Genomic DNA, 22,155 nt, shown 5'->3' with positions numbered 1-22,155 from the left:
ACAAGCGAGACAGCTCGGCGCCGCTCCCGTACGGTTCCGTGAACACCCGCAGCAGCCGGCGCCTCGTGCGCGCCACCGCGACGGGTCACGTCGTGCACACCGCGGTGCACGCAGACGAAGGAGTCGACATGCTGGTCATTCTCGGATTCGCGATGATCCTCACCTTCATGGTGCTGATCATGACGAAGCGCCTCACCCCGATGGTGGCGCTCATCATCGTCCCCACGGTCTTCGGACTCTTCGCGGGTGCCGGCCTCGGTCTCGGCGACATGGTCATCGAGGCCATCGGGAGCCTCGCGCCCACCGCCGCCCTGCTCATGTTCGCGATCATGTACTTCGGGATCATGATCGACGTCGGTCTCTTCGACCCGCTCGTCCGGTTCATCGTCCGCGCCCTCGGCAACGACCCGGCCAAGATCGTCGTCGGCACGGCACTCCTGGCCGGCGCGGTCTCCCTCGACGGCGACGGATCCACGACCTTCATCGTGACCACGGCGGCGATGCTGCCGATCTACCTGCGCCTCGGGATGAACCCCGTCGTGCTCACCTGTGTCGCCGGGCTCGCGAACGGCACCCTCAACATCGTCCCGTGGGGCGGGCCGACCGTCCGTGCCGCCTCCGCACTGGGCGTCTCGCCGACGGAGATCTTCGTGCCGATGCTGCCGTCCCTGGCCGCAGGTCTGGTCCTCGTCTTCGTCTTCGCCTGGTTCCTCGGGCTCGGCGAGCGGAAACGACTCGCCGGCGTCGACCTCCTCGGAGCGGACCCGAGGGGCGTCGCAGCACCGGGCTCCGGCTCGGGACCCGCCGACCACCCGCTCACCGGTGGGATGGCGACCACCTTCTCGACCAGTGCCCGCGGGCGCCTCGCCACCCTGGTGCGGCCCGACGACACCGCGATGGCCGACACCATGCTCGACCCCGATCGCGACACGCTCCGACCGCGGCTCATCTGGGTGAACCTCGTCCTGACCATCGCCGTCATGACCCTGCTGGTCGTCGACCTGATGCCGCTGCCCTACGTGTTCATGGTGGGCACCGCGGTGGCACTGCTGGTGAACTTCCCGCGGCTGGCCCAGCAGTCGAAGGAGATCGTCGCCCACGCGCCGAGCATCGTCGGCGTCGTCTCCATGGTGCTCGCGGCCGGCGTGCTCATCGGCGTGCTCAACGGGACGGGCATGGTCACGGCGATGGCCGACTGGATCGTCGACATCATCCCGAACGAGCTCGGGCCGTTCCTCGCCGTCATCACCGGCGTGCTCAGCATCCCGATGACCTTCTTCATGAGCAACGACGCGTTCTACTTCGGCATCCTGCCGGTCCTCGCGGAGAGCGCGTCGACGTTCGGCATCGAACCGGTCGAGATGGCGCGGGCGTCGATCACCGGGCAGCCGGTCCACCTGCAGAGCCCCCTCGTCCCGGCGATCCTCCTGCTCGTCTCGCTCGCGAGTGTGAACCTGGGCGACCACCACAAGAAGGTCCTCTGGCGGGCGGCGATCGTGTCCCTCGTGATGCTCGTGGTGGGCGTGCTCGTCGGCACGATCCCGTTCGGCTGAGCGGCAGGGGCTGACGGGCGGTGGCCGGCCGGGCACTCAGCGCGTGGTCGTCCAATCGAGGTTGACGATGTCGCCGATGTAGATGTCGAGACCGAACCCCGGGATCGACGGGTTCATCCGGAGCAACTGCTGCTGCGGCAGGTCGAAGCGCTGGGCGATGTCGAAGAACACGTCACCCGCGACCACGGTGTAGCTGACGGGATTGCCGTCGGCGTCCGAGACGACCGGACCGAGCGCCCCGTCGCGCGGTCCGAGGTCGTACGCCGGACCCTCCGGGATCGGTTCCGCCGGTTCCGCGGGGGCGTTCGGGACGATGGGTGCCGGCTCGGGCGGCAGGGCGTCGCGTGCCGTCTGGGTCGGCACGGGAGCGACGGACGGCGACGGGTCGGGCCGCTCGGTGACGACGACGGTGACCGGCGGTGCTGCAGGCGCTGCGACGCAGGCGCTCAGCGCGAGGAGCCCGGCGACACCGAGCGAGACGGCCCGGGCGCTGCGGACGGCGCGTCGGCGTCCGCTCGATTCGATTGCCCCCACAGTGCTTCCCCCAACAGCCGGACCTGGTCCGCGGCGGGATGGCGGACGTGGTCGAGTCTTCAGCCTACGGCGCAGCACGGCTGGAGCGAGCAGGGCTATCCCCGAACCCGGAGGCCTGATCGACGCCCTCCAGTAGGCTGCTGGAACGCGCATCGAAGGAGAGCCATGACGGATCAGCACACCGACCAGCCATCCCCGGGGAGTGCAGCCGCGGGTTCCTCAGCCGGCCTGCGATGGGGCATCCTCGGCCCCGCGGGCGTCGCGAAGAGCTTCACCGCCGACCTCCGCCGACACGGATTCGACGTCAGGGCCGTCGCCTCGCGGTCCGCCGAGACCGCGGCCGCGTTCGCCGCCGAGTTCGACATCCCGAACGTCCACGTCGGGTACGAGGCCCTCGTCGCCGATCCCGAGGTGGACGTCGTCTACATCGCGACCCCGCACCCGTTCCACGCCGAGCAGGCGGTCCTCGCCCTCGACGCCGGGAAGCACGTCCTCATCGAGAAGCCCTTCACCCTCAACGCCGCCGAGGCGCAGGCGGTCGTCGCGCTCGCCGCAGAGCGCGGCCTCGTCGTCCTCGAGGCGATGTGGACCCGGTTCCTCCCGCACATGGTCCGTCTCCGCGAGTTGCTCGCGGACGGTGTGATCGGTCAGCCGCGCAGCCTCGTCGCCGATCACACACAGCTGCTCTCCGACGACCCGCAGCACCGGATGAACAACCTCGAACTGGGCGGCGGTGCCCTGCTCGACCTCGGCGTGTACCCCGTCTCCTTCGCCTCGGCGGTCTTCGGCACCCCGACGTCGATCCAGGCGACCGCCGCCTTGCGCGACACGGGCGCCGACATGCAGGTCGCGACGCTCTTCGGCTACGCGGACGGTCAAGTGGCGAACACCCTCTCCGCGAGCAACACCGTCGGGCCGAACCGCGCCGCCATCGTCGGCACCGAGGGATGGATCGAGTTCGATCGGGTCTGGTACACGGCGACCACGTTCCGGGTGTTCGACACGAGCGGGGAGGTCGTCGAGACCTACCGCTCCGAGGTCGAGGGTCGCGGCATGCATTTCCAGGCCTGGGAGCTCGAACGGCTCGTCTCCGAGGGTCGTCTCTCCGGTGAGATCATGCCGCTGGCCGAGACGGTCGCGATCATGGAGACGCTCGACGAGGTCAGGCGTCAGATCGGCGTCCGCTACCCGGACGAATGACGCGGGGGACCGGCGACCGAGGGTCGAGTCCACCGCGCTGTGCCCGCGCTCCCTGGTGGAGTTCGATGGCATCGCTGTAGTGGCCGATGAGCGCGCTGCTGACGCTCTTCCAACTGCGCGGGAGGACGCCGGCTCGGGCCGCAGCTCCGAACGCCGCACGCTTCACCTCGTCGCCGACGAGGTCCTGGACGAAGCCGCGCAGCTGTTCGAGCCTGCCGGGCTCGTACAGCCACCCGGTCCGGCTGGAGTCGACGAGGTCTACGGGACCACCGCGCCCGGTCGCGACCACGGGCACGCCTGACGCCATCGCCTCCTGGATCGTCTGGCAGAACGTCTCCGACTCCCCGGGGTGGACGAAGACGTCGAGTCCCGCCATCGCGACCGCGAGCTCCTCGCCGCCGAGGAACCCGGTGAAGACCGCGTCGGGGAGCCGCTGTTCGAGTGCGGCGCGGAGCGGTCCCTCGCCGACGACGACGAGTTTCACGCCAGGGAGGCCGCCGAGGACCGCCAGATCGGCGACCTGCTTCTCCGCGGCGAGACGCCCGACGTATCCGACGATCCGCTCACCGTTCGGCGCGATGGACCGACGCCAGGCCTCGCTGCGCCGCTCCGGTGAGAACCGGGCCGCGTCGACACCGCGGACCCAGAGGCGGACGCGGGGGATCGCGTGCGCCTCCAGCTGCGCGATCGACTGTCGCGAGGGTGCGAGGGTGATCGTCGCCTTGCCGTGGAGGCGTTCGACGTGCTGCCAGAGCAGTGACTCCGCCACCGGGAACCCGTAGCGTCCGGCGTACGCGGGGATGTCGGTCTGGTAGACCGCGACGGTCGGGACGCCGAGTCGCTCGGCCGCCTGCACCCCGCGCCACCCCAGCACGAACGGGGAGGCCAGGTGGACGACGTCCGGCCGGAAGCCGCGCAGCAGCTCGGTGATACGGCCGACACCACCCGCGGCCACCCGCACGTTGCGGTACCGGGGGAGCGGGATCGACGGCACGCCGTCGACCCGGAACCCCTCGTGGTGGCTCGGCGTCGAGGCGCCGGCACCCGGGGCGATGACGAGCACCTCGTCACCGCGGTCCGCGAAATGCTCCATGATGCGGAGCAGGGAGTGGGTGACGCCGTTCATCTGCGGCAGGAACGACTCGGTCACGATTGCGATCCTCACACCCACGATGCTCCGCTCCGGACGGGTCCCGGAGGTGCCCGAGAGGAGACGCGACGGTGACCATCGGGTGACATCGCGGTGCCGCACGATGAAGCGCAGCCTGCTTTACTTATCGCATGACTGCAGGCGGATTCGGACACGGCGGCGGGATCGCGTCGGAGCGCATCGAGTCCTTCCCGTACACCCCGGCCCGGCGGCTGCGGCCGAACGCCAAGGTCCTGCCGGAGCACGCCCGCGGCCACAACCGAGCGCTCGTCCTGCAGACGCTCTTCGCGAGCGGCGCCATGAGCCGTGCCGACATCGCGCGTGCCACCGGGCTCACCCGGGTGAGCATCTCCGATCTGGTCGCCTCGCTCATCGCCGACAACCTCATCGTCGAGGTCGGCTTGCGGGAGACCGCGCGCCCGGGCAAACCCGCCACCCTCATCGACATCAACCGCGCCGAGTTCCAGATCGTCGGCCTCGACCTCTCCGACACCGAGCTGTTCCGCGGTGCCGTCCTCACGCTCGACGGCGACATCGTGACGATGCTCCAGGTGCCGCTCGACGGGGCGACGGGGGAGGCCGCGATCGCGAAGGCGGTGGCGCTCGCCGCCGACCTCGTCGACGAGGCGACGGTGGAGGTGCTCGGCCTCGGCGTCGGTTCGCCGGGCGTCGTGGACATGACCGGCACGGTGCGCAGCGCCCCGAACCTCGGTTGGACGGACGTCGACCTCCAGGGCGCGATCGAACAGGTCGCCCAGGTCCCGGTGCTCGTCGCGAACGACGCCAACGCGGCGGTGCTCGCGGAGTACAGCTTCGGTGGGGCGGACGGCGACCTCATGCTCGTGAGCGTCGGCAACGGCGTCGGCGCCGGGTTGCTCGTCGGCGGCCACCCGCTGTTCGGCAGTCGGTTCGCGGCCGGCGAGATCGGCCACGTGGTCGTCGGTACCGATGGTGGCCCCCTCTGCGCCTGCGGAAAGCGCGGGTGCCTCGAGGCCTGGCTGGCCGTCCCGCACCTCCGGCAACTGCTCGACGAGGTCGACGGGAGTGGCCTGCCGATCACCGAGGTCGAACGTCGCCGCGACGAGATCCTCCGGGCGGCCGGGGAACGCCTCGGCATCTCGCTCGCCGCCATCGTCGGTGCCCTGAACCTCTCGGAGATCGTCGTGAGCGGTCCGGAGGAGCTGCTCGGCGGCGTGCTGTTGGACGCGGCGATCGAGACCGTCCGGGCGCGGACCATGACCGAGTTCCACAGCGGTGTCCGCATCCGGATGAGCGAGCAGGGCTCGGACATCGTCCTGCGCGGGACCGCGGTGATGGTGCTCTCCGGCCTCCTCGGCGTCTCCTGACGGACGCCGGCCGCGCGCGTCGCACAATTCCTGGACCGACTCGACGAAAAACCGTACTGCTTCCCGGCGTTTCGCCTACCTGGCACGTATGGTGCAAGGGTGTGGCGGCTAGAGAAGAGACGGGATGACGGCGACGTGACGTCCGGAGTCGAACGGGAAGCAGCGGAGTCGCAACTCCGCGAGGGTCCCGTCGCGGCATCGGCGGGCGTGGTCGACACGGCGCTGAACGCGTGGCGTCAGCAGCTCAGCACGGTCGGCGGACCCTCGCCCCTGCTGCACTTCGTCGATGCTCCGACGACCCGGGTCGAACTGAGTTCCACCCACCCCGGCGGCCTGCCGCAGTTCATCTCGGGGAAGTCGACGCTGTTGTCGAACCTCATCCGCGACGAGATCGCCCTCCGCGGAGCGAAGCGTGCCGCCGACCGCATCACCACCAAGGGCATCGAGCTTGCGACCGTCCGCGGCATCGACGCCGTGCACCTCGCCGTCGGGCTGGCCCAGTGGACGCACCAGGGTGAGGACTTCAGCGCCCCGGTCCTCCTGCGGCCGCTCGCCATCCGTCGATACGGCCGCGACTTCGAGGTCAAACTCCGCGGCACCACGACGGCGAACCCTGAGCTCGTCCGTGCGCTCCGTGAGCAGTTCGGCATCGTCCTCGACCCGGACGAGTTCGTCGCCCTGAGCGAGTCCGGCGGCGTCTTCAAGCCGCAGCCCGTGATCGACCGCCTCCGCTCGCTCGCCGCAGGGCTCGAATGGTTCACGGTCCAGCCCCGGTTGCTCGTCTCGTCCTTCGCCGCGGTCGGGCACTCGCTGCTGGACGACGCCGCCAAGCTCGACCACCCGATCCTCGACGCCGTCGCCGGCGACGAGGGCGCCGTCGGTCTCGTTCGCAGCAGCTTCACCCCGGTGGACGCGCCCGGACAGGACGACCGCCCGCCGTCGACCGACACCCTGCTGCTCGACGCGGACGTGGAGCAGGAGAACGTCATCGCGCAGATCGGCGCCGGCAACTCGCTCGTCGTCACCACGCTCCCGGGCACCGGCGGCACCCAGACGATCGTGAACGCCATCGGCGTGCTCGCGTCCCAGCACAAGCGCGTCCTCGTGGTGAGCCCTCGCCGCTCCACCCTCGAGGGCATCCGCCACCGGCTGACGAAGGTCGGACTTCCCGGCCTGTGCGCGTCGCCGTCGACCCTCCGCCGCGACCTGATCCAGGCGATCACGCGGAACGAGCGCGCGATCCCGCCGCAGGTGGGGGAGGTCGACGACGCCCTCGTGCGGTTGCGTCGGGTCCTCATCGACTACCGCACCTCGCTGCAGGCGAAGGACCCGGACCTCCGGGTCTCCGTCATCGACGCCCTCGAGGCGCTCTCCAAGCTCTCCAAGCTGCCGAACCCGCCCGGAACCCTCGTCCGCCTCGACCGCCAGACGCTCGTGGGGCTCGCCGCCGGTCGTTCTCGCGCGGCCGAGGCGCTCGAAGGCGCAGCCGCCCTCGGTGAGTTCCGATACGGTCCTGGCGACTCGCCGTGGTACGGCGCCTCGTTCGACACGACCGCCGAGGCGCAGGAGACCCACGAGCTCGCCAAGCGTCTGCACCGCAAGGATCTGCCGCAGCTGCTCGAGCGCGCCTACGGACTCATCGGCCAGACGCAGATGCGTCCCTTCGAGTCGATCGACGAACTCGGCATCTACCTCCGACTCCTCGCCGACATCCGCGAGACGCTCGACCGCTTCCAGCCCGACGTCTTCGACCGTTCGCTCGCCGACCTCATCGTCGCGACGAGCCCACGGAAGGACTCGACGGCCATGTCCTCGGCCAGCCGTCGTCGTCTCAAGGCGCTCGCCAAGGAGTACCTGCGACCCGGCGCGCACGTGCCGGACATGAACGCCGCGCTCCGCAGGATCCAGCAGCAGCGCACCCTCTGGCAGCGCTACGTGACGACCGGCGCGCCCCCGGAGGTGCCGCTCGGCATCGCGGACGTCGAGCAGACGTACACCATGGTCGCGGGGAAGCTCGAGCTCGTCGACCAGCCGCTCGGCATCGCCGACACCCCGGACCGCCTCGGACGCCTCGCCATCCCGAGCCTCGTCCGGACGATCTCCGAGCTCGCCGCCGAATCCGAGGTGCTGCACAACCTCCAGGAGCGCACCGCGATCCTCGCGGGTCTGCGTGAGCAGGGGCTCGGCGAACTCATCATCGACCTGTCCCAGCGGCACGTGCCGCGGACGCGCCTGGCCGACGAGCTCGAACTCGCCTGGTGGCAGTCCTTGCTCGAACTCGTCCTCACGGAGGACCGCGGTCTGCTCGGTGCGAACACGAGTGTCGTCGAGCGCCTCGAGTCCGACTTCCGACTCGTGGACGAAGCGCACGCCTCCGCCTCCGGTCAGCTGCTCGCCTCGCTGCTCGCCGACACCTGGAAGATCGGCCTCGTCGACCACGCGACCGAGGGCATGGCCCTCCGGTCGCTCCTGAAGCGCGACCGACCGCTCCGAGCCGCCGAGCTCGAGCAGGCGGCTCCCACGCTCTCACGCGTCCTCGCGCCGGTCTGGCTCGTGTCGCCGTACGAGGTGCCGCGGATCCCCGAGAGCGCGTCCTTCGACGCCGTCTTCCTCGTCGACGCCGGGGCCACCCTGCTCGCCGAGAACGTGGACGCCATCCGCCGCGCTCGTCAGGTCGTCGCGTTCGGCGACCCGGTCACGCAGAGCCCGTCCCCGTTCGAGATCCGCCTGACGGATCAGGAGGCGACGTCGGAGCCGCACGCCGACCTCGCCGAGTTGCACCGCGAATCCGCGCTGGAGCAGCTGAGCTCCGTCCTCCCGACCCTCATGCTGACGCGGTCCTACCGCGCCGGCGGCGAGGACCTCGCCGAGCTCGTCAACGAGCGCTTCTACGGCGGCCAGATCGACTCCCTCCCGTGGGCGGGCTCGTTCCTGGGGCACGGCAGCCTGAGCCTCGACTACGTGCCCGGTGGACTCGGCATGCCCGACCCCGTCACCGGCGCCGTCGAGAGCGTCGACGTCGAGGTCGAACGGGTCGTCGAACTCGTCCTCGAGCACGCGTCGAACCGTCCGCGCGAGTCGCTCATGGTGGTCACGGCGAGCGACAAGCACGCGGTGCGCGTCCAGCAGGCCGTCCTCGCCGCCTTCGCGCGTCGTGCCGACCTCTCCGACTTCCTCCTCCGCGAGCGCGCGGAACCGTTCACCGTCCTGACGCTCGAGCAGTCCGTGGCCGAGAGCCGCGATCGGGTCATCTTCTCGATCGGATACGGACTGACGCCGCACGGTCGCGTCCTGTCGGACTTCGGTGCGCTGGGCCAGCCCGGTGGCGACCGGTTGCTCGCGGTCGGGATGACGCGCGCCCGACGGTCCATGGTGATCGTCTCCTGCGTGCGTCCTGAGGACCTCGATCAGAACCGGATCCAGCACGGCATCCTCGCGCTCGCCCGCATCCTCACGGACACGTCCCGCCGTGCCTCCGAGGACCAGGCGACGCACGAGGCCGAGCCGATGCTCGTCGACCTCGCCACGCGTCTGGAGACGCTCGGGATGCGGGTCGACATGGGTTACCGCGGCAAGCTCGCCCTCGTCGCCTCATGGGGTGGCCGGGCCGTCGTCGTCGAGTGCGACGAGGAACTCGGTGACGCGAGCCTTCGTGAGTCGTTGCGGCTCCGCCCCGACGTCCTCCGCCGTCTCGGTTGGCACTACGTCCGCGTGCACAGTTTCGACCTGTTCGCCGACGCGGAGGCGGTCGCCCAGCGCGTCGCCGGCGTGCTCGGGCTCACGACGACCGAACACCTCGACACCGCGCCGATCGCCGTGCAGGTCCCACGCCACTGATGATCGGACGCTGATCATGCAGGACGATCAGGAGCCGCGAATCGTCCGCCCGCGAGGGTCGAGGCGGGCGATCCGTCCCGGCGCTCCCGGGACGGATCCGGCGCCGCAGCTCCCGGCCGGCCCGGTGAAGGCCACCGAGGACACCGACGAGGCCTGGGGCGGTCCGGCGAAACCCGCCGGCGGCGGTGGCAACGACGCCGAGCTGCAACGCAACGTCCCGCCCCACTGGTGAGTGGGACGGGACGTCGACAGGACTGCCAGGCTGCAGGCTAGCGGCCGTCGGTCGTGTCGTCGCGTGCGGGCGGCAGGGGTGCGCTCGTGCCGGTCTTCAGGACGTCGCGGATCTCGGTGAGCAGGGACAACTCGCTCGGAGCCGCCGCTTCGTCCGCGATCGTCGGCTTGGTCGTGACGCGCTTGAAGTGGTTCATCGGCAGCACGATGACGAAGTAGACGACGGCTGCGATGAGCACGAACTGGATCGCGGCACCGAGGAAGGCGCCGAACTGCAAGTCGGCCGTCTGCCCGTCGAGCGTCGGGATCTTGACGATGAAGGCGTCCTTCAGGCTCTCCGCCTTGAAGAGCGCGCCGAGCAGCGGGTTGAAGATGTTCTCGACGAGCGAGTTGACGATCGCGGTGAACGCAGCCCCGATCACGACGGCCACGGCCAGGTCGATCACGTTGCCTCGGAGGATGAACTCCTTGAAACCTTTGAGCATGGGGTCTCCCTGATGATCGGGGATGGAACGGACCCTCGCTACGCTACCGGCTCAGGACGAGCTGCTCCCAGTCGACGCGGGAGCCGGGCTCGACGACGAGGACGCACCGGAGGAGCCCTTGGCGTCGGACGAGGAGGACTTCGACGAGCTCTCCGAGCTGCCCGAGGACGCGGGGATGGAACTCGACCCCTTGCCGGCACCGGCGCGGGAGTCCGTGCGGTAGAAGCCGGACCCGTTGAAGGTCACGCCGACCGCGCTGAAGAGCTTCCGCAGCTTGCCGGAGCAGGCCGGGCACTCGGTGAGCGAGTCGTCGGTGAACGCCTGCTGGATGTCGAAGGCATTGCCGCACTCGGTGCAGCGGTACGCGTAGGTGGGCACGGGGTCTCCTGGGATGTGGCGGGTCGGCGCGCTCAGCGGCGCGGTCGGACCTGGTCGAAGTCGATGATGCGGCTCGGGGTGACCGCGCCGCCGACGGGCTCGTCGTGGATCTCGCTCGGGACCTCGTCGAGGATCTCGGTGTCGTAGAGGACCGCGTAGACGGGTGGGCAGCGCTCCATCGAACCGAGCGTCTTGTCGAAGTAGCCGCGACCCCAGCCCATCCGCATGCCACTGCCGTCGACGGCCGCCGCCGGCACGAGGATCAGATCGACGTTGTTGATGGCGATGGGACCGAGCGTGGTGCCGACGACCTCAGGCGTGCCGGCGAAGCCGACCGTCTCGATGCCGTCCTCGCCGATCGTCCAGTCGAGGAGTCCGTCGGTGCGGGTGACGGGGAAGAGGATGCGGATGCCGGCCTCCTGGGCCCACTGGAGGAACGGACGCGTGTCCGGTTCGCTCGGTGAGGCGAGGTAGCAGGCCAGGGAGGTCGCTCCGAGTCGGGAGACGAGGGCTCTGAGGTTGTCGGTCAGCCCGGTCGTCGACCGCTCCTTCTCGAGCGAGGTGAGCAGCTCACGCCGCTCGCGGAGCTCGGCGCGGAGCGCTCGTTTCTCGTGCTCTGCGGGGCTCGTCATGGGTCCCATTCTAAACGGCTCGGCGTCGGCGTCGGCTCGTTGCGCGGCGACCTACCCGACAACTGCCGCCTCGTCCAGGGGTTGAGGGGATTTCACCCCCGTTCGAGGCCCTCTTCGGCGACTTCACCGGCTCCACACGATAGGTTTTCCCCTATGACCACTCGAGTTACCAAAGCAGTCATCCCCGCAGCAGGTCTCGGCACCCGGTTCCTCCCGGCCACGAAGGCGCTGCCCAAGGAGATGCTCCCCGTCGTCGACAAGCCGGCCATCCAGTACGTCGTCGAGGAGGCTGTCAGTGCCGGCCTGGCCGACGTCCTCATGATCATCGGCCGGAACAAGAACGCGCTCGCCAACCACTTCGACCGTGTGACGGAGCTCGAGCTCAACCTCGCGAAGAAGGGCGACACCCAGCGCCTCGAGAAGGTCAACGAGTCGAACGAGCTCGCCGACATCCACTTCCTGCGCCAGGGCGACCCGAAGGGCCTCGGCCACGCCGTCCTCCGCGCCAAGCGCCACGTCGGCAACGAGCCCTTCGCCGTGCTCCTGGGTGACGACCTGATCGACGCCCGCGACGTCCTGCTGGAGCGCATGCTCGACGAGCAGGACAAGCGGAACGCGACGATCATCGCCCTCATGGAGGTCGACCCCGACTCCATCCACCTCTACGGTGCGGCAGCCGTCGAGGCGACCGACGACGCCGACGTCGTGCGGGTCACGGGCCTCGTCGAGAAGCCCGCGAAGGAGGACGCCCCGTCCAACCTCGCGATCATTGGCCGCTACGTGCTGAAGCCCGAGGTGTTCGAGATCCTCGAGCGCACCGAGCCGGGCAAGGGTGGCGAGATCCAGCTGACCGACGCGCTGCAGGAGATGGCCGCCGACGTCGAGGGCACCGGCGGTGTCTACGGGGTCATCTTCCGAGGCCGTCGCTACGACACGGGTGACCGCCTCGACTACATCAAGGCGATCGTGCAGCTCGCGGTCGACCGCGAAGACCTCGGTCCCGAGCTGCGGCCGTGGCTCAAGGACTTCGCCGGAGACCTCGACTGAGGACGGCCGACGACGCACGACGCGCCCCGGGCCCGCGAAAGCGGGCGTCGGGGCGCGGCTGCGTCGGTGACCCGGGGAGTGCTCCGCTAGGCTCGCCACAGGACGCGAGAGGGGTGGCAAGGTGGTGCAGGTCGTACCCGTTCTGAGGAGCGGACGAGTCAGCATCCGGCCCATCAAGGTCCGCGATGCGAGGCCCCTCGAGCGCGAGCTCGCGGAGAACCGCGCCTGGCTGCGCCGGTGGGAGGCCACCAGCCCCTACGGCCCCGTTCCGGCCGACAGTCGTGCGGCGATCCGGTCGCTGCAGAACCACGCCCGTTCCGGTGCCGGTCTCCCGTTCGTCATCGAGGTCGACGGCGAGTTCGCCGGCCAGCTCAACGTCTCCGGCATCACCTACGGCTCCCTGGCGTCCGCGTCGATCGGGTACTGGGTCTCGCAGCGCTTCGCGGGCCTCGGTGCCACGCCGATCGCCACGGCCCTGGCGACGGACCACTGCTTCACCGCTCTGCAGCTCCACCGCCTGGAGATCTGTATCCGCCCGGAGAACGCACCGAGCCTGCGCGTGGTCGAGAAGCTCGGCTTCCGCTACGAGGGACTCCGGCGTCGGTTCATCCACATCGACGGCGACTGGCGCGACCACTTCTGCTTCGCGCTCGTGCGCGAGGAGGTCCCCGGTGGGGTCCTGAACCGGTGGTTGGACGGCCAGGTCCCGAAGGACGCCTGCGTGATCCCCGAGACGGACCGCATCGCCGCTTCGGCACCCTTCCCCGGGCGTTGACCCCGCGGGCCGGCACGGTGGTCGGTTTGGAGATCCATCCGCGGACACACCCCGCCGGTGATCGGTCCGCGGGCGTCCACCCGCTACGGTCATGAACATGGACGGCGGATTCCTGAGCGGTGGGGTGATCATTCTGGTCGCGGCGATGCTGTGGCTGGTGTACCTGGTGCCCTCATGGGTGCGCGACAGTCAGTTCTCCGCCAGTGAGCGGAACGCGATCCGACTCCAGCAGACGCTCCGCGTGCTCGCGGAGACCGCCGAGGTGCCGGAGGCCGTCCGCCTCGAGGCCACCTCGCGCGAGGTCGCAGCCCAGCGGAAGCTGCTGAAGCAGCTGGAAGCCAGGACGAAGGCGACGGCGGAAGCCGCAGCGCGCGTCGAACTCGCCGAAGCCGACCGCATCCGGCGCGAGGAGGAGGCGAAGGCCGTGCAGGCCGAGGCCGCCGCTCGTGCCGCGGAGGACGCTCGTCGTGCAGCCGCCGCCGCAGCCCGAGCCGTCCAGCGCAACGCTCGGGCCGCGAAACTCGCGAGGAGCCGACGACGCTCGAGGCTGCTCGCCACCACGGTGCTCGTCGCCTCGATCATCGGCTTCTGCTCCGGTGTCACCACCTTCCTGGTCGGCGGCGGCCTCGTCCTCGGTGTCACGTCCACCGTCGTCGGGCTGCTCGCCCTGTCCGCCCTCTCACGCATGTCGCGCATCGCCCACCGTGCCGTCGCGCCGGTGCCCGCGGTCGCGGTGACGACCAGGCGGGTCGAGTCGGCGCTCTTCGAGTACAACGAGCCCGTCAAGGCGGCCTCCCAGGCGCAGACGTGGACCCCGACGGCCATCCCCAAGCCGCTGCACCTCTCAGAGGGCTCGTCCGCCGCAGCCGAGCTGGCGAAGGCCGACGCGTACGACCGGCTCCGCCAGGCCGCCATGCAGGAGGCCATCGCCTCGCGCGCCGAGCGACTCGCTCCGGCCATGCCGACGATCGTCCGTCGCCCGGAGCCGGTCGCCGCTCCGCAGCCCGAGCGGGTCGAACCACAGCCGGCTCCGAGCCGGTTCGCCGCCATGGGCGTCGTCGACGAGGGCGAGATCGCCGCCGGCGGCTCCACGCTCCTGCAGCGTCGCCGCGCCGCAGGCTGACCGACGGCCCTCCGCTCCGGTCGTTCATGAAGCGGTCACCCGCTCCGGATAGACTCGTGGAGGGGGTTCGTCGATCCAGTCTCGTCGGCGCCCTGGAACGCGAAAGGTGACCGATGGGCGTGTGGCGCAAAGGCCGGCGGAAGCCGATGAAGCCCTACGTCGCGCCTCCCGAGGTCGCTCCGCCGCCGGTCGAGCACGCGGTCGAGGAAGGCCTGCTGATCGCCCGCTCGTGGACGGTGGTCGAGGTCACGAACTGGATCATCGAGCGAGCCCTCCGCGATGGTGCCTCGTACGACGCTGAGGCCACGCAGGCCGCCGTCCGCCGCGAGCTCGGGCGCATGGCGGACGAACAGGAGGAGTACGCCGACCTGGCGCGGGAGGCCCGCCAGACGGCGTTCCAGCGGCGAGGGAGCGCTCGCCACCAGCACGACTACCGCGCAGGGGATCTCAGCGCGCTGTCGCGTCGTCGCGAGGTGTACTCGGGGCTCGCCGCTGAACTGCGGCGCGTGAGCCAGGACGAGGCCTTCGTCGCGGCGATCGCGGAGTCCGCTCGCGAGCGCGCCTGGGGAGATCTGGAGCGCGCCATCCAGGCGAAACTCGACCGGGTACTCGACGAACCGGTCGTCGACGAGCACTACCGGCGCGCCAGGAGTCAGCGGCTCCGGTGGTTCCGCGACCTGGACCTCGCGGCGCTCATCGCGGCGAATCCACAGGATGGCGGGATGCCGGTCGACGACGGCCCGAACCCCTACGAGGACTAGCTCCGCCGGTTCGAAACGGGTCGCGCGGTCTGCTAGCCTGGACGAGTAGTTGGGCCCATGGCGCAGTCCGGTAGCGCACCTCGTTCGCATCGAGGGGGTCAGGGGTTCGAATCCCCTTGGGTCCACCAACACGACGACAGCCCCGCACCTCACGGTGTGGGGCTGTCGTGTTGGAGGGGCTGTCGTGTTCCCAGGGCCGTGCGCGTGCCCCCGCGTGTCGGCTCCGCGCCGCGTCCTGTACGGTCAGGGGCACGGCGCCGCCTCGGCACCCGTGAACGGGACGAGCAGTCATGCCAGCAGGATCCGAACCGACCGTGCAGCACGACAGCGTCCTCGGGGTGGTCGGCACCTCGCTGAAACCCGACGAACGGCGCGTCCCGATCCACCCGGCGCACTTCGAACGCATCCCGGAGGAGTTCCGGTCCCGCATCGTCGTCGAGCATGGGTATGGCACCCGATTCGGCGTCTCCGGCGAGGAGATCGCACCGTACGTCCGCTCGTTCGCGACGCGCGCCGAGGTCATCGCGCAGGCCGACGTCGTCCTCCTCCCGAAGCCGCAGCTCGAGGACGTCCAGCAACTCCGCGACGGGCAGACGCTGTGGGGCTGGCCGCACTGCGTCCAGGACACCCCGCTCACCCAGCTCGCGATCGACAAACGGCTCACCCTCATCGCCTTCGAGGCGATGAACCACTGGGCCGCCGACGGCAGCTTCGGGCTGCACGTCTTCCACAAGAACAACGAACTCGCGGGCTACAGCTCGGTGATCCACGCCCTGGAGCTCTGCGGCTCCACCGGCAGCTACGGTCGTCGCCTGACTGCCGTCGTCATCGGCTTCGGCGCGACCGCCCGAGGCGCGGTGACCGCGCTCAACGCCCACGGCATCCACGATGTGAGGGTGCTCACCAACCGTCGGGTGGCGGCGGTGGCGTCACCCATCCACTCCGCCCGCATGATCCAGTTCGACCACGACGACGGCCCCTACCTCAGCGAGGTGATCACCGACGAGGGGCGCGTCCCGCTCGCTCCGTTCCTCGCGGAGAGCGACATCGTCGTGAACTGCACCCTGCAGGACCCGAACGCCCCGCTGCTGTACCTGCGAGAGGACGACCTGGGTGCCTTCCGCCCCGGCAGCCTCATCGTGGACGTCTCCTGCGACGAGGGGATGGCCTTCGAGTGGGCGCGGACGACCGGCTTCGACGACCCGATGTTCACCGTCGGGCGGGGCGAGATCAACTACTACGCCGTCGACCACAGTCCCTCGCTTCTCTGGAACTCGTCCAGCTGGGAGAACAGCGAAGCCCTCCTGCCGTTCCTGCCCGTCGTGCTCGCCGGGCCGGCGGCGTGGGCCGACAACCTGACCGTCGACCGCGCCGTCGAGATCCAGGACGGTGTCCTCCGCAACGAGGCCATCGCCGAGTTCCAGCATCGGACGATGGAGTACCCGCACCCGATCATCTCGGCCTGAGAGGTTCGTGGCAGGCCGCACAAGCGGTCGATCCCGGCGGACGAGCGCCCCTACGCTTGACGCTTGCGCGCTGCAGGAGCAGGGCGCGACCAAGGACTGCAGGACCAGCTCGAGGAGGCACGGATGTTCGTTTGGGAGAGCTGGTGGGGTGTCGCCGCAGCGGCGGGGATCGCCACCGTCGCAGCACTCGTCGTGCTCGCCGTCGTCTCGGTGTCGTTCCGCTTGGCGGCAAGACGGCGCGACTGGCCGGCCGCGCTCGCGGGGAGCGCACGGCACCCGTTCCGCGCGCTCGTGATCCTCGTGGCGGTGTGGCTGGCGGTGGCGGCGACGCTGCCCGACGAGAACGTCCGCGGGCTCATCGATCAGGGCTTCCGGATCGCCGTGATCGCCGCTGCCACCTGGTTGGTCGCCGCGCTCCTCGCCTTCGTCATCGGGCTCGGACAGGCGCGGTACCGCATCGACGTCCCGAACAACAAGGTCGCCCGACGCATGCAGACGCAGCTCGCGCTCGTCCGGCGGCTCGCGATCGCGGTCGTCGTCATCGTCGGCGTCGCCTCGATCCTGCTGACGTTCCCCGGCGTGCAGGGCGTCGGAGCGAGTGTGCTCGCCTCGGCCGGTGTCGTCAGCATCGTCGCCGGCCTCGCCGCGCAGTCCGTCCTGGGCAACGTCTTCGCGGGGATCCAGCTCGCCTTCAGCGACGCCATCCGCGTCGACGACGTCGTGATCGTCGAGGGGGAGTGGGGGCGGATCGAGGAGATCACGCTCACCTACGTCGTCGTCGGCATCTGGGACGACCGGCGGATGGTGCTGCCCTCCACCTACTTCACGTCGACGCCGTTCCAGAACTGGACCCGCAACACCAGCGAGCTGCTCGGTTCGGTGGAGTTCGACCTCGACTGGTGGGTGAGTCCCGCCGTCATGCGCACCGAGCTGGAGCGCATCCTCGACCGCACCGACCTCTGGGACGGCCGGGCCCAGGTGCTGCAGGTCACCGACGCCGTCGGCGGGTACGTGCGGATCCGCATCCTCGTCACGGCGGTGGACGCACCGACACTCTTCGACCTGCGCTGCCTCGTGCGCGAGCAGATGGTGGAGTGGATCCTCGCGCAGAACCCGTCGGCGATCCCGCGCAACCGCGTGCAGATGGTGGAGCAGGAACCGCGCCCGGTCCCGAAGCGCGGCGGTCCGGTGACGGAACCGGTCGGGCTGTTCAGCGGCAGCGTGGAGGCCGAGCAGCGCGCGAGCCTCTTCACCTCCTCGATCACGCTGCCCGAGGCGGACGAGCAGGGCGGACGCTGATCGCGGACCGGCCGCGTCGGTCTGCACCGAATCGTTGTCGTTCCGGCGATCTTGTATGCGCTTCCGCTCGCTACCATCGAGGGAACCTCGCCGGGCGACCTGCCGGCGGGCCGTCGGTGCCCCTGCCGACCTGGACGGACGACGCCTGATCGCACGACGGTGTCTGCAGGCGAAGGAGACCCCGCGTGAACCACGACATCCGCTTCCTCACCGAGGAGGACACGGCCGTCCCGGGTGAGCGGCCGGAGCAGCGACTCGAACGACGGTCCGCCTCCGTGCTGAAGCACCGGCTGCTCGACCAGGAGCGCAAGCAGTTCGAGGACTCGCTCGCCTGGGCGAAGACGGACGGCGCACTCGAACGTGCGGCTGCACTCATCGTGTCGGCCCGCCGACGGTTCCTCATCGGGGCGTCGAAGTCGTTCACCTACGCGTCCCTGCTCGCCGCCGACCTGAGTTACGGTCTGGCGAACGTCACCCTCATCGACGGCACCATCGTCCGTCCCCTCGACGTCCTCAGCGACGTCCGATCGAGCGATGTGATGATCGCCGTGTCGTTGCGGCGGTACCGCAAGTACACGATCGCCTCCGCCGTCCCCTTCGCGCAGGCGGGCGGCAGCCTCGTCCTCATCACCGACGCCCCGGACTCCCCGCTGACCCCCTACGCGGACGAGACGATCGTGGTCGGGCGAGCCGACGACGGTCACCCGAGCTCCTCGATCGGGATCGCGCTCACCCTGCATCTCCTCGCGACGCTCACGACGGCCAGCGCCAAGGGCGCCGGCCGACGTGCGGTGGAGCGGGAGCGGTTGGCTGAGACCCTCGGGGTCTACGTGGACGAGGAGGGCTGAACCGCGGCCACGGTCAGTTCCCGGGGCGCTTGCCGTCCCGGACGATCGACAGCGGTTCGGTGATGTCCTCGAGCGATTTCCGGGCCGCGTCGACGCCGAAGATGAGGGCGATGAGACCGCCGAGGATCATCACCCCGGCTCCGATGAAGTAGCCGACCGTCAGCGGGCCCCGGTCCGTGCCGTCGCCGATGAGGATCCCGTACAGCAGTGGCGCGACCGAGCCGGCGATCTGACCGATCGCGAAGAAGTACCCGATGACCTGGCTGCGGAGTTCGAGCGGGAAGATCTCGCTCACCGTGAGGTAGGCGCTGGACGCTCCTGCCGAGGCGAAGAAGAACGACACGCACCAGAAGATCGTCTGCGTCGTCGCATCGAGGACGCCGGCGTTGAAGAGGACGGCCGAGACGGCGAGCACCACGCCCGAGACCCCGTACGTCAGGAAGATCATCTGGCGACGACCCCAGGTGTCGAAGAGTCGTCCGAGGAGGAGCGGTCCGAGCAGGTTCCCGATGGCGAACGGGAAGAAGTAGTACTGGGTCGACGACGGGCTCGTGCCGTAGAAGTTCTGGAGGACGAGCGCGTAGGTGAAGAAGATCGCGTTGTACAGGAACGACTGCGTGATCATCATCGCGAGCCCGACGAAGGTGCGCTTGGGGTAGGTCCGGAAGAGCACGCCGAAGATCGTGCGGATCGGGATGTGCCCCTGTGCCTGCACCGTGAGCGCCTTCGAGTCGTCGACGGGGTCGATCGTGCCGCCCTGCTTGCGGACCGTGTCCTCGATGTCGTCGACCGTGGCCTCCGCCTCCTGCTCCCGGCCATGCGTCATGAGCCAGCGCGGGCTCTCGGGGATGTGCCGCCGGAGGAAGATGATCATGAGGCCGAGGACCGGGCCGATGAAGAAGCCGATCCGCCAGCCGACGTCCTCGGCGAAGTAGTCGGTGTTCAACAGGAACAGGTTCGCGGCCGATCCGAGTGCGGCACCGCCCCAGTACGTGCCGTTGATGGCGATGTCGACGTGGCCTCGGTACTTCGACGGGATGAGTTCGTCGATGGCCGAGTTGATCGCGGCGTACTCACCGCCGATGCCCATCCCGGCGAAGAAACGGAAGATCGCGAGGAACCAGAACGTCGGCGACAGGCCGGCAATCCCGCTCGCGACCAGGTAGATCGCGAGCGTGAGGATGAAGAGCTTCTTCCGCCCGAGTCGGTCCGCCATCCGCCCGAAGACGAGGGCGCCGGTGACCTGGCCGAGCAGGTAGATCGTCCCGAGCAGCCCGACCTCGGCAGCCGAGAGCCCCAGGGACTTCTGGAAGCCGGCCGAGGCGACGATCTGGATCTCGAGTCCGTCGAGCACCCAGGAGAACCCGAGACCGACGACGATCATCCAATGGAACCTGGTCCAGGGCAATCGGTCCATCCTGGCGGGGACGAGACTCTTGACGGGACCCGGCTGCCCGGAGGTCGACGTGCTCGACATGGAACGACTCCTTCCACGGCCGTCCCCTCGACGGTCGATCCGGGAGATGACGCTACTCCCGAGGCGCGGATCCGACGCAGCGGATCTCGCCCCCTTGACTTCATCTGAACGGAGGAGCACAGTACGCCCGGCACCCCGGCCGATGGTGATCGTCGTCGCGGAATGGTCGTACGCTCGAACGGCGAGTGGACCGCGGACGGCGGTGCGCCGCCGCCGAGGAGGAGACGAGATGCACCTGGTGGAGGACGGCACGGAGACGGGTATCGCCCGCGTGTTCGAGGACCGGATCGCCGGCGGCGTCGCTCCCGGATCGTACGTCGCGGTGTTCGATCGCGATCGGATCCGCTTCTCGCACGGCTTCGGCGAGAGCACCCGAGGTGGCGACGTGCCCGACGAGGACACGCTCTTCCGCATCGCGTCCTGCACGAAGAGTTTCACCGCTGCCGTCCTCCTCATCCTCCGCGACACCGGTCGGCTCGACCTCGACACCCCGGTGGACGCGTTCGTCCCGGAGTTCGCCCCGGCCACGCCCGGTGGGACGGCCGTCCGGCCGACGGTCCGGATGCTGCTCACGATGTCGGGTGGGCTCGGGACGGACGATCCGTGGGCCGACCGCCAGGAGTCGATCACCCCTGCGGAGTTCCGTCGGCTGCTGGCGCGCGGCGTGCGGTGCGTCACCGTGCCGGGGACGGCGTTCGCCTACTCGAACCTCGGCTACGCGCTCCTCGGTCAGGTGGTCGAGCGGGTGACGGGCGGGCGGTTCGTGGACGCGGTGACGTCACTCCTGCTGGAGCCGCTCGGGCTCGGTGCCGTGTTCGAGCGACCCGACCGCGAGCACCCGGAGGACGGCGGAGCGGTCACGGCGATCGGTCACCGCGTCCGACGGGACCGAGCCGTCGACGCGGACGACCGGTTCGTCGAGGTCCCGTTCTCGGGGCCTGGGGTCTTCTCCGCGATCGGCGGGCTCTTCGCTTCGGCGACCACGCTGATGGGCTGGGTCCGTTGGCTCGACGCCGCCTGGACGGGTGACGAGAGCGGTCCGCTGTCGAGCGCGAGTCGCCGCGAGATGCAGCAGCTGCACCGCCTCGCCCCGCCGCGCCCCTCGCTCGACGGCCTCCCGCCGCGCCTCGCGCTCGGCTACGGCTTCGGACTCTTCGTGGAGGAGGACGCCACGCTCGGGCCGCTCGTGTCGCACTCCGGTGGATACCCGGGCTACAGCGCGCACATGCGCTGGCACCCGGCTTCCGGCATCGGCGTCGTCGCGTTCGAGAACGCGGGATACGCGGCCGTGGCGAAGCCCGCCGAACAGGTGCTCCGGTTGGCGATCGCCGAAGCGCAGACATCCGGCGAACTCGCCGAACCCGCGATCCGTCCGTGGCCGGAGACCCTGGTGGCGTCGATGACCGCGACCGGGCTGCTGTCGCACTGGGACGACCGGGTCGCCGCGTCGTTGTTCGCCGAGAACGTCACACTTGACGTCCCGCTGGACGAACGACGCACCGCGGCCGAGGCTGCCGTCGCGGCGGTCGGCGGCATCGCCGAGGTGGCGTCCGGCCGTGCCACACCCGTCTGCGACTCGCCGGACCATCTCGTCTGGTTCGTCGAGGGCGAGCGGGGCCGGCTCCGACTCGAGGTCCGCATGACCCCGGTGCTGCCGCTGCGCGTCCAGACCTTCACCGTGACGGTCGATCACGAGGCGCCGGAGACGACGGACGCCGACGACTGAGGATCAGTCGCCGGCGTCCGGATGGTCGGTTCGGGTCAGCCGATCGAGTCGTCGTCGCCGTTCCCGTTGCGGTTGGTCGGAGAGATCTCCTCGGTGGCCTCGACGTATTCGTAGGCGGTCGTCGTCGGGCCGTCGTGGTCGCCGGTGTTCGTCGCCTCGCCGGCGGGGCGGTAGATGAGCTGGCCTTCGCCGTAGGGGAGGACGAGTTCGCCGTCCTGGCCGTCTTCGAGCGGGATGATCTCGCTGTCGAGCGGACCACCGATGAGTTTCGCAAGCGTCTGTGACAT

At 69.9% G+C, this 22,155-nt stretch carries 20 protein-coding genes and 1 tRNA gene; 14 read left to right on the top strand and 7 right to left on the bottom strand.

Annotation, left to right across the window (positions count from 1 at the left end; genetic code table 11):
* Positions 1-128 precede the first annotated feature (128 nt).
* Entirely contained in the window at positions 129-1,553 is a 1,425-nt protein-coding gene (locus ASF68_RS05170) for a CitMHS family transporter (RefSeq protein ID WP_056011421.1), read from the top strand.
* Positions 1,554-1,589: 36 nt separating this feature from the next.
* On the opposite strand, the gene ASF68_RS05165 is transcribed toward ASF68_RS05170, so the two are convergent.
* Positions 1,590-2,087 (bottom strand): LysM domain-containing protein, encoded by a 498-nt coding sequence (locus tag ASF68_RS05165; protein ID WP_056007681.1) that lies wholly within the window; start codon positions 2,085-2,087, stop codon positions 1,590-1,592.
* A gap of 165 nt (positions 2,088-2,252) precedes the next feature.
* On the opposite strand from ASF68_RS05165, the gene ASF68_RS05160 reads away from it, so the two are divergent.
* Positions 2,253-3,287, top strand: a complete 1,035-nt coding sequence (locus ASF68_RS05160; protein WP_056007678.1) for a Gfo/Idh/MocA family protein — start codon at positions 2,253-2,255, stop codon at positions 3,285-3,287.
* Here ASF68_RS05160 and ASF68_RS05155 read toward each other — a convergent pair.
* A complete protein-coding gene (locus ASF68_RS05155) occupies positions 3,250-4,452 on the bottom strand; it encodes a glycosyltransferase family 1 protein (protein ID WP_082498493.1) in 1,203 nt (400 codons plus the stop codon). The genes ASF68_RS05160 and ASF68_RS05155 overlap by 38 nt on opposite strands.
* A 116-nt stretch (positions 4,453-4,568) precedes the next feature.
* On the opposite strand from ASF68_RS05155, the gene ASF68_RS05150 reads away from it, so the two are divergent.
* The 3 genes from ASF68_RS05150 to ASF68_RS05140 all read left to right on the top strand — a co-directional run bounded on the left by ASF68_RS05150 (position 4,569) and on the right by ASF68_RS05140 (position 9,852).
* Entirely contained in the window at positions 4,569-5,783 is a 1,215-nt protein-coding gene (locus ASF68_RS05150) for an ROK family transcriptional regulator (protein ID WP_082498492.1), read from the top strand.
* A gap of 135 nt (positions 5,784-5,918) precedes the next feature.
* A complete protein-coding gene (locus tag ASF68_RS05145; protein WP_235522565.1) occupies positions 5,919-9,620 on the top strand; it encodes an AAA family ATPase in 3,702 nt (1,233 codons plus the stop codon).
* A 16-nt stretch (positions 9,621-9,636) separates the two neighbouring features.
* A complete protein-coding gene (locus ASF68_RS05140; protein ID WP_056007672.1) occupies positions 9,637-9,852 on the top strand; it encodes a hypothetical protein in 216 nt (71 codons plus the stop codon).
* Between the two features lie 37 nt (positions 9,853-9,889).
* Here the strand turns inward: ASF68_RS05140 and mscL are convergent, their stop codons facing one another.
* From mscL to ASF68_RS05125, 3 genes are read right to left on the bottom strand one after another with little or no spacing between them, the layout of a single operon-like run.
* Positions 9,890-10,336: a large conductance mechanosensitive channel protein MscL gene (mscL, locus tag ASF68_RS05135; RefSeq protein WP_056007670.1), complete on the bottom strand. Its 447-nt coding sequence runs from the start codon at positions 10,334-10,336 to the stop codon at positions 9,890-9,892.
* Positions 10,337-10,387: 51 nt separating this feature from the next.
* A complete protein-coding gene (locus ASF68_RS05130; RefSeq protein ID WP_056007667.1) occupies positions 10,388-10,714 on the bottom strand; it encodes an FmdB family zinc ribbon protein in 327 nt (108 codons plus the stop codon).
* A gap of 32 nt (positions 10,715-10,746) precedes the next feature.
* Complete coding sequence (locus ASF68_RS05125) at positions 10,747-11,346, bottom strand: 5-formyltetrahydrofolate cyclo-ligase (protein WP_056011416.1); 600 nt, start codon at positions 11,344-11,346, stop codon at positions 10,747-10,749.
* A 153-nt stretch (positions 11,347-11,499) separates the two neighbouring features.
* On the opposite strand from ASF68_RS05125, the gene galU reads away from it, so the two are divergent.
* The 8 genes from galU to ASF68_RS05085 all read left to right on the top strand — a co-directional run bounded on the left by galU (position 11,500) and on the right by ASF68_RS05085 (position 18,665).
* Positions 11,500-12,393 carry a UTP--glucose-1-phosphate uridylyltransferase GalU gene (gene galU / locus ASF68_RS05120; protein ID WP_056007664.1) on the top strand — a complete coding sequence of 298 codons (894 nt, stop codon included), beginning with the start codon at positions 11,500-11,502 and terminating at the stop codon, positions 12,391-12,393.
* Positions 12,394-12,514: 121 nt separating this feature from the next.
* Complete coding sequence (locus ASF68_RS05115; RefSeq protein WP_157579817.1) at positions 12,515-13,168, top strand: GNAT family N-acetyltransferase; 654 nt, start codon at positions 12,515-12,517, stop codon at positions 13,166-13,168.
* 97 nt (positions 13,169-13,265) lie between these two features.
* Positions 13,266-14,291 carry a hypothetical protein gene (locus ASF68_RS05110; RefSeq protein WP_056007661.1) on the top strand — a complete coding sequence of 342 codons (1,026 nt, stop codon included), beginning with the start codon at positions 13,266-13,268 and terminating at the stop codon, positions 14,289-14,291.
* 146 nt (positions 14,292-14,437) lie between these two features.
* Entirely contained in the window at positions 14,438-15,052 is a 615-nt protein-coding gene (locus ASF68_RS05105; protein ID WP_056007658.1) for a hypothetical protein, read from the top strand.
* A 51-nt stretch (positions 15,053-15,103) separates the two neighbouring features.
* Positions 15,104-15,180 (top strand) — tRNA-Ala (locus ASF68_RS05100).
* A gap of 162 nt (positions 15,181-15,342) precedes the next feature.
* Positions 15,343-16,518 carry a N(5)-(carboxyethyl)ornithine synthase gene (locus ASF68_RS05095; protein WP_056007655.1) on the top strand — a complete coding sequence of 392 codons (1,176 nt, stop codon included), beginning with the start codon at positions 15,343-15,345 and terminating at the stop codon, positions 16,516-16,518.
* A 123-nt stretch (positions 16,519-16,641) separates the two neighbouring features.
* Positions 16,642-17,817, top strand: coding sequence for a mechanosensitive ion channel family protein (locus ASF68_RS05090; protein ID WP_056007653.1), 1,176 nt, complete (start codon positions 16,642-16,644; stop codon positions 17,815-17,817).
* A 185-nt stretch (positions 17,818-18,002) separates the two neighbouring features.
* Positions 18,003-18,665: a MurR/RpiR family transcriptional regulator gene (locus ASF68_RS05085; RefSeq protein WP_200921026.1), complete on the top strand. Its 663-nt coding sequence runs from the start codon at positions 18,003-18,005 to the stop codon at positions 18,663-18,665.
* A 13-nt stretch (positions 18,666-18,678) separates the two neighbouring features.
* Here ASF68_RS05085 and ASF68_RS05080 read toward each other — a convergent pair whose 3' ends face one another.
* The gene (locus ASF68_RS05080; RefSeq protein ID WP_056007650.1) at positions 18,679-20,142 is read right to left on the bottom strand and encodes an MFS transporter; all 1,464 of its coding nucleotides are present in this window, start codon (positions 20,140-20,142) and stop codon (positions 18,679-18,681) included.
* Positions 20,143-20,371: 229 nt separating this feature from the next.
* On the opposite strand from ASF68_RS05080, the gene ASF68_RS05075 reads away from it, so the two are divergent.
* Positions 20,372-21,868 carry a serine hydrolase gene (locus tag ASF68_RS05075; RefSeq protein WP_162239340.1) on the top strand — a complete coding sequence of 499 codons (1,497 nt, stop codon included), beginning with the start codon at positions 20,372-20,374 and terminating at the stop codon, positions 21,866-21,868.
* A 35-nt stretch (positions 21,869-21,903) separates the two neighbouring features.
* Here ASF68_RS05075 and ASF68_RS05070 read toward each other — a convergent pair whose 3' ends face one another.
* Positions 21,904-22,155, bottom strand: coding sequence for a hypothetical protein (locus ASF68_RS05070; protein ID WP_056007644.1), 252 nt, complete (start codon positions 22,153-22,155; stop codon positions 21,904-21,906).

This window comes from Plantibacter sp. Leaf314, assembly GCF_001423185.1.
Classification (GTDB): Bacteria; Actinomycetota; Actinomycetes; order Actinomycetales; family Microbacteriaceae; genus Plantibacter.
The sequence above is the reverse complement of the archived record's forward strand: the minus strand, read 5'-3'. Positions and strand labels throughout refer to the sequence as shown.